This is a genomic window from Rhizobium sp. RCC_161_2 (genome assembly GCF_041355235.1).
In the GTDB taxonomy this organism is placed as follows: Bacteria; Pseudomonadota; Alphaproteobacteria; order Rhizobiales; family Rhizobiaceae; genus Rhizobium.
This window is the reverse complement of sequence record NZ_JBFUPL010000011.1, coordinates 1-16,560: the sequence shown is the minus strand read 5'-3', so window position 1 is coordinate 16,560 and position 16,560 is coordinate 1. Positions and strand designations below refer to the sequence as shown.

The window sequence follows — 16,560 nt, the reverse complement described above, 5'->3', positions numbered from 1 at the left end:
CTTATCGAAATCTTCTCGCCGCTCCCGATCGCATCCTGCCTCGATCATTCAGCATGGTCTGGATGAAGCGTAAGCCGCAAATCAGTCAGGCCACGATTCCCGTCCTTGCTGCCGGTCGCGGCCACGGCGGTGAATATGCGCTCCGCGTCGTCATACATTTTGAGATTGAGATAGCAATAACCGCGCAGCACCATGAGATCCATCCGCTCCTGCTGCAGTTGCGCACGCTGATCAAGATAGATCAGGGTCTCCTGATAGCGCTTGGCGCTGAATGCGGAGAGCGCGCGGTTGGCCAGGATCGCAACCTGCAACTCGGCGGCGCGCTGACGGCTGAGAGGTGCCTTGGTTGCGGCAACGGCTGCATTGTTGGTGAGCCCGGCGCGCAGATAGGCAAGACTTTGTCCGTAGGCGGCATCCTCCCGCAACTTGCCGGCAGGCGCGTTCATCGCCGTTTCGAATGCCGCAATCGCTTCCATCGGGCGGTTGAGATCCATCAGGCACCAGCCGCGTGATAGCGCATCCCCCGGCGTGAGAAACTGGGAGTTGATCGTCGTGGAGCAGCCGCGGGGCTGGCGGGGGCCGCGCCGTGCCGGCGATGTTCGGCTCTGGGATTGGCTATATCCAACCGGTGGCGAAGAGCCTTCGCCTGTGGTCACAGTGGTCTCGGATTTTGCGGGCGGTGTGGCAGGGGTCTGTGACGAGGCCGCCGCCGTTTGCGGTACAGCCTGATTTGGCGAAGGCAGCGGCGCGGAGCCGGCAGGCACTTGTGGCTTGACCTCGTTGAGCCTGGCGATGCGCTCGGACCGTCCCGCCCAAAGTCTCTGGATCTCCGCAACGCCTTGCCGATCGTTGAGCTGATTTCGGGTAATGGCGAGCCCATAGGCTGACGGTTCGTCATCGGGTTTCCAGTTGAGCGCGGTCTCAAACCAGCGTAGCGCGGTTTGCGGCTGGTTCAGCGAGCGCGCAAACCAGCCGAACTGCTGCGCGGTCGGAACGTATTTCTGGGCGATGACTTCGGTGGCGATGCGGCTGAGCACGGTCTCGCCAAGAGCGGCCGGCGGCTGCAATGCCATCAGATTGGCCGTCGCCGCGAGGTAGGTCGCCGTCGCGTCCTTGGAGACGCCGCGCCACTTATACATGACGTCTTCTGCCTCCTGGGGCTTGCCGTCGGCAATCAGGACCAGTGCAAAGCCTTGCGATGCCGTAGCCGAATCTCCCTTGTCATGGGCGATCCGAAACCATTTTTCCGCATCGCCGTTGTTTTGGCGGCGGAGATAGTACCAACCAAGAAGAACGGCGTCGGAAGCAAGGCCCTGGCTTTGGCCGACACGTTCGACCTCCGCCAGATAATTCGGCGCGACGTCCAATTTCGGATCGTCGTTGCCCTCGGCGACAAACCGGCGCGCAAGGTCGGTGCGGATGCTGTCGAATTCCCGCCCGTTATTGCCATCCGGCTTCTCGAGCGCCAGGATATCCTGCATGGGCTGGTACGGCAGCAGGGCGGCGGCCTTCTGCACTGTTGCAAGCCTCTCTTGAGGGGCGACACAATTCTTCAGAATATAGGCATAGGTGTCCTGGCCGCGGTTGGCCCGATCTGTTCGGATAAAGGCCTCCGCGACGCGCCATAGAATATCGATGTCGCTGCAGGTGAGCAGGCTTGGCGTGCTGGCGCCAATCTCGACGACGGTCGCATATTGCTTGAGATCGGAGGCATTGATCAGGCGCGTGCGGGCTTCGGCGACATCCAGGCGCTCCAGCAGATCCGAAGGCGGCTGCCATCCGGATTCCGCTGCTTGGCGATCCGTGATCGCCTTGCGCAGCTCGGCATAGCGGCCCTCCGAATAAAGCTGCCACATCGCTTCAAGTTGCTTGTCGCTGTTTTGCGGTATGGCCAACGGGTCGGCGGGTGGTACCCAGTTCGGATAAAGCGCCTGAAGCCTGGATATCTCGGCCTGAAGCCGTGCCTTGTCGCCACGGCTGGCGAAATAGCGCAGCGCACTTTCGTCGACTTTCTGTTCCGCGGCGGCTTGCGGCGCGCCGGACTGAGGAGCTGCCTGGGCGGCGGCGGCTGGCGTATCGGTGGTGGTTTGGATAGCCGTCGGTGCGTTCGGCAAGACCGCGGAAGGAGCACTCGCCTGAATGCGATCGGCGATGGCCTTCATGTCAGAGGACGACGTATCGAACGCCACATCGTCTTGCTTGATGCGCGAGGTTGGCCCGGACGGCATGTCGGAATGATGCACCGCTGATACTCGGAGCTTGTCCTCGATCGTCTCACGGTCTCTCATCGTCATGGCAACTGCTGTTGCCGCGACTGCTAAGGAAACTGTAATCAGGGAGGATTTTATAAACACTCCGGATGCTTCTCCTCGATGAAAGCCAGGCCCAGCAATTGGAGGGTCGACGGGTAATAAAGGGACGGTGCGAATTGGCGAACCGACGCGGGTAATTTCGTCCCACTCGTCACACACGCCACAACATCGTTAACAATTCGATAACCGGCCTCCGTCAGCGGCTGCTTCGATCTGCCGGTCGTGAGGTCGATTATGGCCGGGGCATCGCCGTCGGCGGTCATGCCCGCTTGCAATCGCATCAGCAGCGCCTTGTCGGCTTTTCCCGCTCGTGCGAGATAAAGCGGGATGCGGACGGCGTTGTAGCCGAATTCAGCGTCGAAACCTGCCGCCGGGCTTGGCTTGGCATGCAGGCTCACCCAATCCGCTGGCAGCTTTCGTGGACCGAACTGCATCGAGCGCAACAGCGAGAGACCGTCAGTCTCAAGCTTTTGCCAATCGTCGGACGGCGCCAGGACCGCCATGACGGGGAGCGCCTCATAAACCCAGTAGGACGGATTGATCACCGGGCCGTCATCACGATCGGTGGCGCCAAAGCCCTGGGCGCCGGGAAGAAGGAGAGTCCGACCGCCGACCTGAACGACGACGTGGGAAAGCAGCGCCTGCGCCATATGCGACGCCTCGCTCAAATAATCCTTTTTGCTCCAGGCGGATCCCGCCAACGCCAATGCATAGGCGATCAGTATATCGCCATCGGATGCATTGTTGGTGTCTACGACGTGAGGCGTCGTCGCAGGGTCCCATTTCCAAGCCGCCAGACCATCGTCGCGCAGGAGCAGTTCCGTTCGCGTGAAATACCAGATCTGTTCGAAATCGGCGGGACTGTTTGAAAGATAGGCGAGTAGCAGGCCGTAGCCTTGCCCTTCGCTATGACTGATATTGCCGTTCCCATTGTCGACGATCCGGCCGCTTGCGTCGAGGAATTTCGCTTTGTAGGCCTCCCAGGCTTGCGGATCGATCGCGGCATGTTGCGCCGCAATCGGCTGGCTCATCGCCATGAAAACGACGCTGCTCAAGGCGGCCATGATGCGCCAGCGTCTCATCCGCGCCTGCCGATCTTTGCGAGAACACCCGCCGTCGTTATACCGATCAGCAACGAAGACGCGATCAGCAGCAGCGCATAGGACAGGATATTGCTTGAAAGCCAGTTCGCGGCAATCAGACGATAGTTGGTAAACGACCAGGGTTGCGTCGTCACAAAATCGAAGCGGCTTACGGGCACGGTGTCGATCTTTCCGGTTTTGGCGGAGTAAACGGTCACATGACCGGCAATCTGCGACCATTCGCCGAGCGACGTGATAGCGTTGGCGCCTGCGCGCAGATCCTTTGCCGAGGGTGCCGCCACGATCGTCCATGTAGAGTTTGCCGTCGCGCCTTCCCCTTGGGCAATCATGAAGCTGTTGAGATTTGAAGGTGTGAAGATCTGCTCGGCCCCCGGAATGAACTGCAGCGAGCTTCCTGAGATGTCGAAATTACGATGCATCCAGTCCTGGAACGACCGAAGCTGCACCTGCAGCAGGCCGCCTCCAATTCGAGAGCGCCATTCGTCGACTGTGGCGGCAGTCTCCTGCGGGGCCACTTGTCCGGGCAGGGGAGGACGCCAGGATGCCTGGCTCGCCGCCGCGACGTTCATTTGCGACAATGTCGTTGTCGGTATCTGCGAGATGGGACCGATAAAGATCGCGTTGCGGTCTCCGGCGCTGCCCGGCGAAGCAATAAGATCGACCGCGATTGGATGTCCCGCGACGATTGCCATCTGGCCCAACAGCGTTGCAGTCGCAGACAGGGTATCGGGATCGGTCCGGTCGATGAACAGTGCCGTGGGGGCGTTGCCGCGGCCATAGGGATAGCCGGTGCCGGCGAGAGCCGCGAGGTTGGGACGCTGGGCGACCCTGGCGAAATCCGGCATCTCAAAAGTACTCGTATCGAAAAGCGCGAAACGCGCCGCTTTGTCGGCCGTCGTGCCGGGCGCGCAGACTTCGTCGTCGTCGGTCAGCAGCATCGCTTCCAATGTTACGGTGTTGAGGCCGGGCTTGAAGTGACGCATCGTTACGCGAATGGGCAGTTTCCGGAAAATACCGCCACCGGGGGAGGTAATCGGCTTGGTGGTGGCAATGCTACCGTTGACATAGACATCGATATGACTGCCGGGCCGAACATTCCTGGCATAGGCGGCATCGAGATAGATAGTCGCTTCGCCATAGGCGTTGGCATAGAAGTCCGCCGGGATCGCCACATTGAAGCTCGTATGGAAGCGGCGACCTGAAAATTCGGTCGTCTCGATACCCAATTGTGAGAAGGAAAGGCTTGTCTCCGAAAAGATCAACGGTGCATCCGGGGCGGTCCATCGCTGGGTCAACAGCAAGTCCCGGCGGACATCCGGATCCCTGTCGGTGGGGGACACGACGATATCAATCGCTGCCGAAACCGACTGCCACGACGGCCCGCTGATGAGAAGAACTGTCGAACCGGAGCGCGGATCTCGGACGAATGCTGCAAGGGCCGCATTTTGCGCAGCTGCCGGCGTCGGAAATAGCGATTGCAGTTCGGCGGGCGTGCCGACGACCACAGTCATCTTTCCGGGGCCGGGCGGCGGCAATGAATCCGTGCTGAAGGAGAAAGTCTCATTCGGCATTCCGCTGAGCACCGAAAGGCCCTGTGTCAGCCTGAGCAGGGGCTTTGTGGTGCCGGGCTGGGCCAGCGCCGGCACCACCAGGTTGAATTCCGTCTTGCCGGCGCCATCGACACCGATGGCGCGAATGGCGTCCGTGCCGGACAGTTTTTGCGCGTTCTCTTCGGCAAAGCTCAAATAGGTCCTGGCGGGATCGATATCGGACCAGAGTTCATAGGTCGATTGAATATTGCAGTCGGTGCGATGTCGCTGCGTCGCTTCAAACGACACCAGATTGGCTCCTGGCTGCAGAAGGCCGCGTGGAACGTCGAAGCTGATCGTCGACGGATTGTCTGGCGACCCAATTTGCTGCTGGCCGATCGGGCGGTTGTTGAGAAAGATCGTCAGTTGTGACGCCTCGGGCGCGACGACCACGGCGTTCTGGTAGGCGAAATTGAATTTAGCCGGCGCGGCGGCCTGTTCGGGGGTCAGGTAGATCGACCATGACTTTCGATCATATTCGCCTTCCAGCCGAAAGTTCGTGAAGGGCACGACATATCGCTGAAAGTCGCTGTTGGCGGATGTCGCGGGGGCCTCCTTGGGCGCGGGTGTGCTTTGCGCCGTCGCCGGCGCTGGTATAGCTGCTCGCGGCACGGTCGGCGCCGATGTCTGCGGCCGCTCCCGCGACATATCGAAAGGCATGGTCTGCGCGGAGGCGAGCGTCGAGGCACCTATTGCCAAAATGACAGCTGAAAGGATCGCTTTCATCCGTTACCTGCCTTTGCCCGTTGTTGCTCTGCCTCTCGTTCCGGTCGCATGCCACGGAAGAAATAAAGCAGGCCGCGGCTTGTCTGGTACAATGACAATCCCAGGAACCAGACCGTACCGCGGATAATCCCGGGGTTGCGGCGGCGGCCCTGTTGAAACTGTGTCCATTGGTCGGAATTTGCAAAGACCAGATCCGCTATCAAACGATGATCCGATGCGCCCTTGGGCACATACTGGCACCCGATCGTCGTGATCTCGCCGGACGGCTGGATATTGCGCACGATGATGGGCAGGGTTTGCATCTCGCCACCGCCATAAGGTTGGAAGCGCAGTGTCGCCTCCGCACTGACAACCAGCGGATCGAGCTCCTTGTTGAACACGTTGAGCCGCGCGCCATGGACTGAAACGTCTTCGATCGAGGCGGTATGCCATTTGCCGTTGACGCCAAGCTCGCTGCGACGGTCGACCCTGATGCGACGGGAAGAGGATCGCTCGCCACGCTCCGACACGACGCCCAATGCGCAGCCGGCCAGGATCAGGTTGATGAGGTTCCAGGCGCCGACGACAAGCGTCACGTCAGCCTTGTAGGGCTCGGCATAGATGCGATAGATCGTGATCACAAGCGCGATGAGCTGCACGGCAAAAATAACGAAGAAGGGACGGCTGATCTCGGAAAGGCGGCTGACCGCGATCGATTCATCCTTGGCGGTGACCTTGAAGGTCGGCTTTCGCGGATTGAAGATGACGGAGATGACGGCGGGCAGCAAATGCACCATCTGCACATATTCATAGAGTTCCGAAATCCACGGCCAGCGGAAGGACCCATAGAGATAGTTCTGCATCATCAGGTTCACGAGCATGTAGGCCAGCGTATAGGCGAGGAACTCGCTGCCGGACGCGGTGAAGATCTCCAGATCGAAGAACAGGTAGCAAAGCGGGGCAAACAGAAAGATGGCGCGTGGAAAGGGAAAAAGCCAGAACAGCGTCGAGGACATGTAGCAGAGGCGCTGCGGCAAGGTGAGGCCGCGCTTCAGCAGAGGAAAGCGGAAACGCAGGATTTGCATCATGCCTTGCGCCCAGCGGCTGCGCTGGCCGATGAAGCTCGCGAATGTCGCGGGCTGCAAACCGGCAATCAGCGGCTTGTCGACATAGATGCTGTTCCAGCCGGCGCCATGCAGCGCAAGAGCGGTCTCGCAATCCTCCGTGATGCTGATGCCGCTGAAGCCGCTTTGGGACTCAAGCGCCTTGCGGCTCAACACCGCCGCTGAACCGCAAAAGAAGGCCGCATTCCATTTGTCCAGGCCGCGCTGAATGATGCCGTAAAACATCTCATTCTCGCTCGGCATGCTATCGAAGGTTCGCAGATTGCGCTCAAGCGGGTCCGGATTGATGAAGAAATGCGGGGTCTGGACGAGAAAGAGCTTCGGATCGTCTTCAAAATAGCCGACGGTTTCGAGCAGAAAGTCGCGAGCCGGTGCGTGGTCGGCGTCGAAGACGGCAATCAGGTCGCCGGTCGAGTGCTGAAGGCCATTGTTGAGGTTTCCGGCCTTGGCATGTTCGTTGCGCTCACGCGTCAGATATTTGACATCGAGTTCCTGGCAAAGGCGCTGGAGCTCATCGTGGCGCGAAATCGCTGCCTGCGATTCCAGCACCTTGGTGGAGTTGCGCTTCTGTAATGTGCCGCCATCGTCGAGCAGCCAGACCTGAAGCTTGTCGGCTGGATAATCCATCGCCTTGGCTGACGCCAGTGTATTGGCCAGAAGGTTGATATCTTCGTTGTAGGACGGGACGAAAACATCGACGGAAGGAAAGTGCTGCACTTTCGCTGCGCGGGCAGGGCGTGGGGGCAGGGGCGTTGCGACGATGAACAGGCTGAGCATCAGCATCGCCACGTTGTACATTTCCGCAAGATAAAGCAGCAGGCCGGGAATGAAGTTTTCGGGTTGGTTGATGGGCGGCAGGGTGCTGGTCGTGCGCCAGTAGACATAGCGCAGTACGATCGAAGTGCCCAAGGCAAGGGCAACCAGCCGCCAGGTGCCCTGACGCTTCAGAACCTTGATGACGGCCATGAAGGTGACGACAACCGTGCTGGCGATAAGTTGGGTTTGCAGGTTGACCGGCAAGGTGATCAGCACGAGCCCGCATATGGAAGCGGCAGCCCATATCAAGATGCTTCGTGCTGTCTGCATCGTTGTTCCTTCAAAGGTACTGGCCGAGCGCCATCCTGGCGCTCCAAACAACTAAAATCTATTTCGGGCAGGCGGCGTTGGCCGCTGCGCCGATACAATCCGGTGAGGGTACGATAGTGCTATAGGTCTGTATCGCTGCTGGCTGAGCTTGTCCTGTTGTCGTTGCCGGCATTGGGACCGCGTTCGTCTGGGCCTGGCCATATTGTTCCCCCGGCAATGGCACCCGTGGCCCGATTGCCTGCGGGAGGGGCGCGGCTGGTAAGGTCTGCGGCGAAGCGGCGACCTGGCGGCGCACGACCACAGAACGCACAGCAGGAGGGGCAGCTTCATAGCCGATCGGCGTGGCGTTGCTTCGATAGCCGGTTACGTCCGGATAGACGGGATCTCCGGGTTTGCCGAGCACCGCGTCGGCTCCGCGCACCGTTCCGTACGGATTGAGTGCTTCGTTCACAAATCCCCCGGCAATTGTATAGCCATAGGCGGTGCTCAGAAGCTGACGCTCGCTGGCATGGGCGTCGCATAGCCGGACCCGGACCTGAACCATGCTGAAGTTTTGCAATTGCGCTTGCGTGGAGTGACCTGCCCGAATCTGCTGCCAGGCGTAAAGGCAGGTGTCGCCAGCGCGGCTTTGACCGGAAGCGTAACCGAACGGGCCATAGGTGTTCTGTACAAAAGTCGCTGAGCGAGCGAGCCTGATGCCCGGTATTGCCGCGGCCAGCTCGCGCGCTATCGCATTTTCGCTGACGGCTTTGTAAGGCGTGCTGCCCTGCCCAGGACTGCCTCCAGAGACGCCAAGGAACTGTATTTTCAGAAAATTCTGACCGACAACCGACGAGGATGTGGCAAGCGAAATCGTCTGCTCCACATCATCCTTATGCCTGCGCTCGACCACGGTGACGATCGCGGGACCACCCGGTGGCGGAAATGCCAGCGCCTTTTCATTGGCAACGGTTTCGGGCCCTGTCGATTGCCGCACGCCGCCCGTTGTTGTGCAACCGGTCGCCAATCCAGCCAACGTCAGCAGTGCTATTAATTTGAACAGGTGCATCTTTGAATTCGCGGCCGTCGTCCATCATCTTGTTCGTGGAGCAAATCATGCGCCCGTCAAAATCGAGATAAGCGCGACTATGGTTAACCATCGGTTAACAAGAGGGAAATCGAAGAGCTCGCAGCCTAAACTGACAACTTCGGCCACAAATATCTTAAGCGGTCTTCGGGCGAGAAAGACGCGGGCAGAGAAGCGCACTGCTTACTCCCCCACAGACCGCGAATCGCAGTATTTAGAGATATAGTGCCACTCGTGGCCCATGGCATCAATGCACGGGGCTGTTTAAGCGATCACATTTGCCCGGCGCGATATCTGGTAACGAGGTTCCGGCAGGCGCGGATCGTCAACGCCATGACCGTCAGCGTCGTGCCGGCAATGCCGCTGCCGGGGAAGGCGGATGCGTCCGTTACGATCAGATTGGGAACGTCCCAGCTCTGGTTATAGGCATTGAGCACGGAATCCTTTTCGGATGCCCCCATGCGTGCGCCGCCCGTCTCGTGGATCGCGGCTCCCATGCACATGGTCTTGCGGAACCATTTTCGGAACATGAAGCGGCTGAAGGCATCCGCGTCGGGAAATGCGCCGCGGCCCATTTCCTTGAGACCGGTGGGCGAGCCGATGAACTCCAGCTCACCGCCGACGCCACGCACCGTCTCGATCAGTGTTTCCTCCTGATGGCGCAGCAGGGCGTGTTCTTCCTCTCCCATGGCGCAGCGGATATGCGGGACCGAAATATTCCAGGCATCCTTGCGTCTGGGGTCGAGTGTGATGCGGTTGTCAGCATAGGGCAGCATCCGGCCGAAGCCGAAGAAGGCGAGCCGCGAGGGCTGGTCATTCGGCGTCGGCGCGCGGCCGACGCTGCCCTGATAGTCGAAGTCCCCGCGAGAAGCGTCGCTTGTCCCGAACCGCGGGATGAAGATGCCGCCCGAGGGATTATAGAACGGATCGGCCGGTGCGGAAGTGTCAGCGGCCCAGCCTTTTGCTTTCGGGAAGGACCCGAAGGCGAGGCAGGGCAACTGGTCCATGAAATAGCGCCCGAGCGTGCCTGAGCTGTTGCCCAGCCCGTTGGGATGCTTGGGCGATGCCGAATTGAGCAGCAGCCGCACGCTTTCGATCGGGGAGGCAGAAAGTACCACCAGCGCGGCGTGCACGGTCTCAATTCCGCCCGTCACGCGATCGATGAATTCAGCGCCGGTCGCCCGGCCGCTCTCCTCGTCCGTCGTGATGCGGCGAACGATGGCGTCGTGACGGACGGTAAGGCGGCCGGTCGCCAGCGCTTCGCGCAGGGGTTTTGGCGTGCGCTCGGCGTCCGGGGCGATGTAGCGCCAGGAGACGACGCTCCGCTCCGGCCAGCGGCCCTCCACTTCGGTCTTGAAGGTCTCTTCGGCCGGCGTCAGTTTTGCGGGATGGGCATAGACGCCGTCCGGCAGGGTCTCCACACCGTCCTGATTGCCATAGAGCCCGAGATAGGATTCGACCTCGGCATAATAGGGCGCCAGTTCGTCATAGGAAACGGGCCAGTCGACGCCCTTGCCGGTTCGCGACTGGATCTTGAAATCATCGTCGGTCCAGCGCAGCAACACGCGGCCGAAACTGTGCAGGCGTCCACCGCTCTGGCGCCCGCGAATCCAGAGAAACGGCGCATCCTTCGGCGTCGTGTAAGGGTTCTTGCGGTCGTTGACGAAGAAGTGGCTGAAGCGTTCGGTGAAGAAGGCGGCGCGTGCCTGAATGGGCTGGCCCTTGAGCGTGGCGCGAGCGCGTTCCCAGATATTGATGCTGCTCGCCGGCTCCTTCTTTCGCGATGGATCGAAATCCCTATGCGAAACGGCAGGCCCGGCTTCGAGCAGCAGCACCGAAAGCCCTTGAGCGGTCAATTCCTTGGCGGCGAAGGAGCCCGCCGCGCCGGAGCCGATCACCAGCGCATCATAGATAGTCTGAGACATGAGCAATTTCCGTATGGTCTGAAAGCGGTGTTAGAGGCGTGCACCATCGGCGCCGAAGATAGAGGCCTTGGCGATATCGAGCCCAGGCGCGATCTCGGCGCCTGGATCGAGCATCGCATCGCCCATGATCCGGTAGGAAAGGCTTTGCCCCGCCCAATCGAACCAGATCACCGCGTCCGCTCCCATCGGCTCGACGACGGAAACCACGCCCGGGATGGTGGGCCAGCCCTTCGCGCGGCCGTCCGGCGCGACATGTTCCGGGCGGACGCCAAGGGTGGCCGAACCTGCTTTGGGAGCTGCGAGAAAGGGATAGTCGGAGAGGTCGATGCTGAGCCCGTTGCTTTCGAAGACCGGAACACCTGCCTTGAACGCAATCTCACCTTCGATAAAGTTCATGGCTGGCGCGCCGATGAAGCCGGCGACGAAAAGATTGGCCGGGCGGTGATAGATCTCGGAGGGGCTGCCGAGCTGCTGGATTACGCCGTCGCGCATGATGGCGATGCGGTCGGCAAGGGTGAGCGCCTCCACCTGATCATGCGTCACATAGATCATGGTGTTGCCCAGGCTCTGGTGCAGCTTCTTGATTTCGACACGCAATTCGTTGCGCAGCTTGGCGTCGAGATTGGAGAGCGGCTCATCGAACAGGAAGACGTCGACCTGGCGCACCAGCGCACGGCCGATCGCAACGCGCTGGCGCTGGCCGCCGGACAGTGCCGACGGGCGGCGATCGAGCAGTTTTTCGAGCTGTAGAAGCGATGCGGTGCGGGCGATGCGCGCCTCGATTTCGTCTTTGGGAAGACCTGCCACGCGCAGACCGAAGGAGAGGTTCTTCGTTACCGTCATGTGCGGGTAAAGCGCATAGGACTGGAACACCATGCCGATGCCGCGATCCTTCGGCTCCTCCCAGGTGACGTTCCTGCCGGAAATCGAAATCTCGCCGCCGGTGATGTCCTGCAGTCCCGCTATGGCGTTCAGCAGCGTAGATTTTCCACAGCCCGACGGTCCCAGCAGCACAAGAAACTCACGCGGGGCGATATCGATCGACATTTTCTCGATCACGGTATGATCGCCATAGGCGATCTTCAAATCCTTGACGGAAACAGCGGATTGCATGGAATTATCCCTTCACTGCGCCAGCGGCCACGCCGCGCACGAACCAGCGGCCGGAAAAGAAGTAGATGGCGAGCGGAACGATGGCGGTCAGGATGGTGGCGGCCATGTTCACATTGTAGGCGCGCTCGCCCATGGTGGTGTTGACGATATTGTTGAGCTGAACCGTCATCGGCAGGTTGTCCCGCCCGGCAAAGACCAGCCCGATCAGGAAATCGTTCCAGATGCCGGTGAACTGAAAGATGGAGGCGACCATCACCATGGGGACCGACATGGGCAGCATGATTTCGAAGAAGATCCGCCAGAAGCCGGCGCCGTCGACGCGCGCGGCCTTGCAGAGCTCTTCGGGGATCGCGACGAAATAGTTGCGGAAGAGCAGTGTCACCAAGGGCAAGCCGAAGATCACATGGACGAGGACGACACCCGCCACCGAATTATAGAGGCTGAGATTGGCGAGCAGCCGCACCAGCGGATAGAGGAAGATCTGATAGGGGATCAACCCGCCGGCCATCAGCAGCCCGAAGAGGAAGCCCGAGCCTTTCGGCCGCCAGAAGGAGAGGGCATAGCCGTTGATCGCGCCGATGAAGACGGAAATCGCCACCGCCGGCACGGTGATTTTCACCGAGTTCCAGAAGCCGAGGCGCACACCGAGGCATTGCGTGCCCATGCAGGCGCCCGACCAGGCGGTTTTCCAGGCGTTGAAATCGAAGGCGCCGGGAAGTGCGAAGATGCGGCCCTGGCGGATCTCCTCCATCGTCTTCAATGAGGTGACCAGCATCGTATAGAGCGGCAACAGGAAGAACAGCGCCGAAAAAATCAGGAAGGCATAGAGCCCGATGCGGCCGACCGTCAGCCTGGATGGTTTGGGGCCGTTTGGACGAAGGGCTGTCATCAATGCGCTCCCTTTCTTCTGGCGCGCAGGTAGAGCGCATAACGAAACGGAGCGACGGCCATGACGACGGAGAGCACCAGCACCGTGGCGGCTGCGCTCGCCAGGCCGAGGTTCTGCCGCTCGAAAAGATTGTCCATGATGAATTTTGCCGGCACTTCGGTCGCATTGCCCGGCCCGCCGCCGGTCAGCGCCACGACGAGGTCGTAGGTCTTGATGACGCCCATGGAGAGCAGCATGCCGGAGGCCGCAAGCGCCGGCCCCAGCTGCGGCAGGATGATCGACAGGTAGATGCGCCAGACAGGAATGCCGTCGATCTGCGCGGCTTTCCATTGCTCTTCGCCGATCCCGCGCATGCCGGAGAGCGCGATGACCATGACGAGGCCGGCCCCCTGCCAGATGCCGGCAAAGACGACGGTGTAGATCGCCATGTCGCGACTGACGATCCAGTCGAATGCGAAGCTCTGCCAGCCGAGCGCCCTGACGGTTGCCTGAATGCCGAAGGTCGGGTTCAGCATCCATTGCCAGATGAGGCCGGTGACCACAAAGGACATGGCGTAAGGATAGAGGAAGATGGTGCGGAACACGGCTTCGAAGCGCACCTTGCGGTCAAGCGCCGCCGCCAGCACGAAGCCCAGTACCAGACAGCCCGCGACATAAAGCACGCCGAAGATCAGGACATTCTCCAGGGAGGCGAGCCATCTCGACGTCCGAAACAGCTTCGCATACTGGGCAAAGCCGACATAGTTGGACGATGGAAAGATGGTAGAATCCGTGAACGACAGCCTCACGGACCAGACCATGGTGCCGATATAGATGAAGATCGCTGCGATCCATGTCGGCAGGAGCGCGATGGTCGCAGCGGGGGAACGTCTGCGCTTGGCTTGCATAAGCAAACTTTCTCAAAAGGAAGATGCAGGGCCGATCGGATGTTTTCTTTCCAACCGGCCCGCTGCACGGCTCTATTCAAAGATCGCGAAGAACTTCTCCGCGCCGGCGGTGCTATCCTCGGAAGGATTACTCCAGAACTCGTCGACGAAGTCATTGAGCGCGCCGGCCTGCTGCGGGGGCAGGATCAGGGCCTGATCCGGCACGATCTTGCCGGCGCTCATCAGCTCGAGACCTTTCTGCGCGCAAACGTCGAGCTTCGATTTGTCGACATCGGTCCGCATCGGCACGGAGCCCTTCTTCAGCGAGAATTCGACCTGCACGGCCGGATCCATGGCGACTTCGGCAAGCAGTGCCTGGCCCTTCTGGGCGGCCGGGTCGCTAAGCTTGGGGAAGGAGAAGGAATCGGCGACATAGACCATGCCCGGCGATTGCGGGGCGAGCATGCAGCCGTAATCCTTGCCTGCTACTTTACCGGCGGCGATGAACTCGCCCTTGGCCCAATCGCCCATGAACTGCACACCAGCCTTGCCGGTGATGACCATGGCGGTGGCGTCGTTCCAGTTGCGACCGGGAGCACCTTCATCGACATAGGCGCGGAGCTTGCCGAGGATGTCGAGGGTCTTCTTCACACCGGCGGTCGAGGCTTCGCCCTTATCCTTGTCGGCATAGATCTTGAGGAAGCCGTCAATGCCGACCTGGGTCAACAGGATCATGTTGAAGACCTTGGATTCCTGCCAGGATTGGCCGCCCCAGGCGACTGGCTGCACGCCGGCGGCCTTGAGCTTGTCGAGCGCCGCGAAGAATTCGTCCCAGCTCTTCGGTTCTTCGCTTATGCCGGCCTTGGCGAAGGTGTCCTTGGAATAGAATACCCAGCTTTCGCCATGGGCGCCGGTCGGGGAAAGGTAGACCTGGCCACTATAGGAGATCAGATCATAGATCGACTTCGGTAGTACATCGGCCCATTTACCGGCTTTAGCCACCTCGCCGATCGGGCTCATAAGGCCCTGATTGACGAAATCGGCGTTGGCGACTCCGAGTACGCTCTGCTTGGCGGTCGGCGGATCGCCGGCGACAAGTCGGTTCTGGAAAGCGGCGTCGGCGGCGCCGAAACCGGCGATGGAGGAATCCTTCCAGACCCCGCCGCGCTTTTCGAATTCCTGTTTGATGACGTCGAGAGCTGCTGCCTCGCCGCCGGAGGTCCAGGAGGTCATCACCTCCACCTTGGGCTTGTCTTCGGCATGGGCCGGAGCGAGGGCTGCAAACAGTGCAGCACCCGCCAGTAGCAGTTTCACTTTGTTCTTCATTGTTCCACCTCTTCAAAAGGCCCTCTTGGCGGGGCCGTTGGTTCTAGGTTTATGAAATTCAGCGATAGATCGGCAAGAGTGCCTGCCGGACGAGTGTCAGCCCGTTTGCGATATCGCCGACCGGATCGGGTGCGGCGTCAAGCTCGAGAATGGCCCAGCCCTGATAGCCGCGATCGCGCAGCAGCCGGATCCAGCCCGGCCAATCGACGCGGCCGAGGCCGAAGCCGCAGAAATAGGGGCGATGACGATCATGGATATGCTTGTCGATCGGGGTATCTGCCGGCATCGGCCCGAGCGCATCCTTCCAATGAGCGATGATAACACGCTCATGATGGCGGTCGACGAGCTGGAGCGGATCGGACCCCGCGACAATGATATGCGCCGTATCCGGGCACATATGCACATAGGCAGGGTCGGTCAGCAGCATCAGCAGATCGACGTCGCGTGCGGATGCAAAGATCGAGTGTGCCTCGGTATGGATCGCCAGGCGAACGCCTTTGGCGTAAAGGGCCGCGCCGAGGCGATTGAAAAAGTCGGCGATCTTGCGCGCCTGCTCGAAATCGAAAAATCGCACCGGCTGGGCGCCAAGCGTCTGGCGCAACGGACCACCGATGACCATGATGTCGCTGCCGCAGGCCTTCAGAAATTCGGCATATTTCTTCGCCTTGTCGATAATGGCGGCCTGCGCCGCGCCTTCCGTGAAATCGCCGGCGGCCTCGAGTTCGGCGAAAAAGCCGCTCGCCAGCGTCAGCCCGCGTTTGGAGAGTTCGCCCGCGAAAGCTTCGACTGAACCATAGGTCTTCGTCGCATCCTGCCAGTTGAAGGGCGAGAAGGTCAGCTCCACGCCGGTGACGCCGGAGGCCTGCACGCTGTCGAGAATCTTGTCCCAGAAGGCGCGGGGTTCGCTGCGGGACAAGGCGATGATGCCGTCATAATCCTCGACACCCCAGAATCCGGGATGGAAGAAGGTGACGAGATCGACGCCGAAGCGAAGCCGTTCGGTTGAAGTCATGACGCTATCCGTTCTCCAGGCACGGGAAATCGCTTGCGGAAGCGAGGTCCGCATTAATTTATCCGAATAATTTCAATGCACTGCAAATGGCAATCGTTTGCCGTGCCCAGATAGTAGACAAGTCGTTTTTTTATGCAAGTATTTTTTGGCAATCGTTTGCCAATTGACTGTTATTGCCGTAACCTTCGTCCGGTCAGATCGCCGACATCGCACTTGAGCCCGGTGAGCAGCTTGTCGGATCCGGCCCGTCGCTGCCGGCGACACCGTGCGCTGGATCATCGGCGAGACCGAAAGCGGCACGGCATCGTAAACTTAACGGAGGAATGGCCAGCGAAAGACGCCATCTGCGGATATCTCTCATGCTCGGGCAATTTTCGCCCACAGCCTCATCGCCGCCGTGCGCAGTTCGCGATGGTGGCCGGAAGAGATGTCGTGGCGCGGGAT

The 16,560-nt window shown here is 60.4% G+C and carries 11 protein-coding genes and 2 pseudogenes; 1 reads left to right on the top strand and 12 read right to left on the bottom strand.

From position 1 onward, the window contains the following. Positions 1-44 precede the first annotated feature (44 nt). The 11 genes from AB6803_RS25020 to AB6803_RS24970 form a co-directional block, all read right to left on the bottom strand. The gene (locus AB6803_RS25020; protein WP_371111420.1) at positions 45-2,294 is read right to left on the bottom strand and encodes a cellulose synthase; all 2,250 of its coding nucleotides are present in this window, start codon (positions 2,292-2,294) and stop codon (positions 45-47) included. A gap of 50 nt (positions 2,295-2,344) precedes the next feature. Then, a complete protein-coding gene (locus AB6803_RS25015; RefSeq protein ID WP_371111419.1) occupies positions 2,345-3,394 on the bottom strand; it encodes a glycosyl hydrolase family 8 in 1,050 nt (349 codons plus the stop codon). Then, positions 3,391-5,730 carry a cellulose biosynthesis cyclic di-GMP-binding regulatory protein BcsB gene (locus tag AB6803_RS25010; RefSeq protein ID WP_371111418.1) on the bottom strand — a complete coding sequence of 780 codons (2,340 nt, stop codon included), beginning with the start codon at positions 5,728-5,730 and terminating at the stop codon, positions 3,391-3,393. Before AB6803_RS25010 ends, AB6803_RS25015 begins: the two co-directional genes overlap by 4 nt. Then, positions 5,727-7,919, bottom strand: a complete 2,193-nt coding sequence (gene bcsA / locus AB6803_RS25005) for a UDP-forming cellulose synthase catalytic subunit (RefSeq protein ID WP_371111417.1) — start codon at positions 7,917-7,919, stop codon at positions 5,727-5,729. The genes AB6803_RS25010 and bcsA overlap by 4 nt, the downstream gene beginning before the upstream one ends. Before the next feature lie 58 nt (positions 7,920-7,977). Continuing rightward, positions 7,978-8,967 (bottom strand): cellulose biosynthesis protein BcsN, encoded by a 990-nt coding sequence (bcsN, locus tag AB6803_RS25000; RefSeq protein WP_371111416.1) that lies wholly within the window; start codon positions 8,965-8,967, stop codon positions 7,978-7,980. A gap of 290 nt (positions 8,968-9,257) precedes the next feature. Then, on the bottom strand, positions 9,258-10,910 hold the full coding sequence (locus AB6803_RS24995) for a GMC oxidoreductase (RefSeq protein ID WP_371111415.1): 1,653 nt from the start codon (positions 10,908-10,910) through the stop codon (positions 9,258-9,260). A gap of 30 nt (positions 10,911-10,940) precedes the next feature. Further along, positions 10,941-12,023 (bottom strand): ABC transporter ATP-binding protein, encoded by a 1,083-nt coding sequence (locus AB6803_RS24990; RefSeq protein ID WP_371111414.1) that lies wholly within the window; start codon positions 12,021-12,023, stop codon positions 10,941-10,943. A gap of 4 nt (positions 12,024-12,027) precedes the next feature. Continuing rightward, the gene (locus AB6803_RS24985) at positions 12,028-12,912 is read right to left on the bottom strand and encodes a carbohydrate ABC transporter permease (RefSeq protein ID WP_371111413.1); all 885 of its coding nucleotides are present in this window, start codon (positions 12,910-12,912) and stop codon (positions 12,028-12,030) included. After that, complete coding sequence (locus AB6803_RS24980) at positions 12,912-13,799, bottom strand: carbohydrate ABC transporter permease (protein WP_371111412.1); 888 nt, start codon at positions 13,797-13,799, stop codon at positions 12,912-12,914. Before AB6803_RS24980 ends, AB6803_RS24985 begins: the two co-directional genes overlap by 1 nt. A 72-nt stretch (positions 13,800-13,871) precedes the next feature. Next, positions 13,872-15,104, bottom strand: coding sequence for an ABC transporter substrate-binding protein (locus AB6803_RS24975; RefSeq protein ID WP_371111411.1), 1,233 nt, complete (start codon positions 15,102-15,104; stop codon positions 13,872-13,874). A gap of 58 nt (positions 15,105-15,162) precedes the next feature. Continuing rightward, positions 15,163-16,116, bottom strand: coding sequence for a sugar phosphate isomerase/epimerase family protein (locus AB6803_RS24970; RefSeq protein ID WP_371111410.1), 954 nt, complete (start codon positions 16,114-16,116; stop codon positions 15,163-15,165). 191 nt (positions 16,117-16,307) lie between these two features. Here AB6803_RS24970 and AB6803_RS24965 point away from each other — a divergent pair. Next, positions 16,308-16,423: pseudogene (locus AB6803_RS24965) on the top strand (P-type conjugative transfer protein TrbG); the annotation flags it as partial. Between the two features lie 50 nt (positions 16,424-16,473). Here AB6803_RS24965 and AB6803_RS24960 read toward each other — a convergent pair. Next, a pseudogene (locus tag AB6803_RS24960) lies at positions 16,474-16,560 on the bottom strand (IS6 family transposase); the annotation flags it as partial.

Bases quoted from the DNA above. Each gene is read 5' to 3' on its own strand.
- AB6803_RS25020 (WP_371111420.1), bottom strand. From the start codon at position 2,294: ATGACGATGAGAGACCGTGAGACGATCGAGGACAAGCTCCGAGTATCA.
- AB6803_RS25015 (WP_371111419.1), bottom strand. From the start codon at position 3,394: ATGAGACGCTGGCGCATCATGGCCGCCTTGAGCAGCGTCGTTTTCATG.
- AB6803_RS25010 (WP_371111418.1), bottom strand. From the start codon at position 5,730: ATGAAAGCGATCCTTTCAGCTGTCATTTTGGCAATAGGTGCCTCGACG.
- bcsA (WP_371111417.1), bottom strand. From the start codon at position 7,919: ATGCAGACAGCACGAAGCATCTTGATATGGGCTGCCGCTTCCATATGC.
- bcsN (WP_371111416.1), bottom strand. From the start codon at position 8,967: ATGCACCTGTTCAAATTAATAGCACTGCTGACGTTGGCTGGATTGGCG.
- AB6803_RS24995 (WP_371111415.1), bottom strand. From the start codon at position 10,910: ATGTCTCAGACTATCTATGATGCGCTGGTGATCGGCTCCGGCGCGGCG.
- AB6803_RS24990 (WP_371111414.1), bottom strand. From the start codon at position 12,023: ATGCAATCCGCTGTTTCCGTCAAGGATTTGAAGATCGCCTATGGCGAT.
- AB6803_RS24985 (WP_371111413.1), bottom strand. From the start codon at position 12,912: ATGACAGCCCTTCGTCCAAACGGCCCCAAACCATCCAGGCTGACGGTC.
- AB6803_RS24980 (WP_371111412.1), bottom strand. From the start codon at position 13,799: ATGCAAGCCAAGCGCAGACGTTCCCCCGCTGCGACCATCGCGCTCCTG.
- AB6803_RS24975 (WP_371111411.1), bottom strand. From the start codon at position 15,104: ATGAAGAACAAAGTGAAACTGCTACTGGCGGGTGCTGCACTGTTTGCA.
- AB6803_RS24970 (WP_371111410.1), bottom strand. From the start codon at position 16,116: ATGACTTCAACCGAACGGCTTCGCTTCGGCGTCGATCTCGTCACCTTC.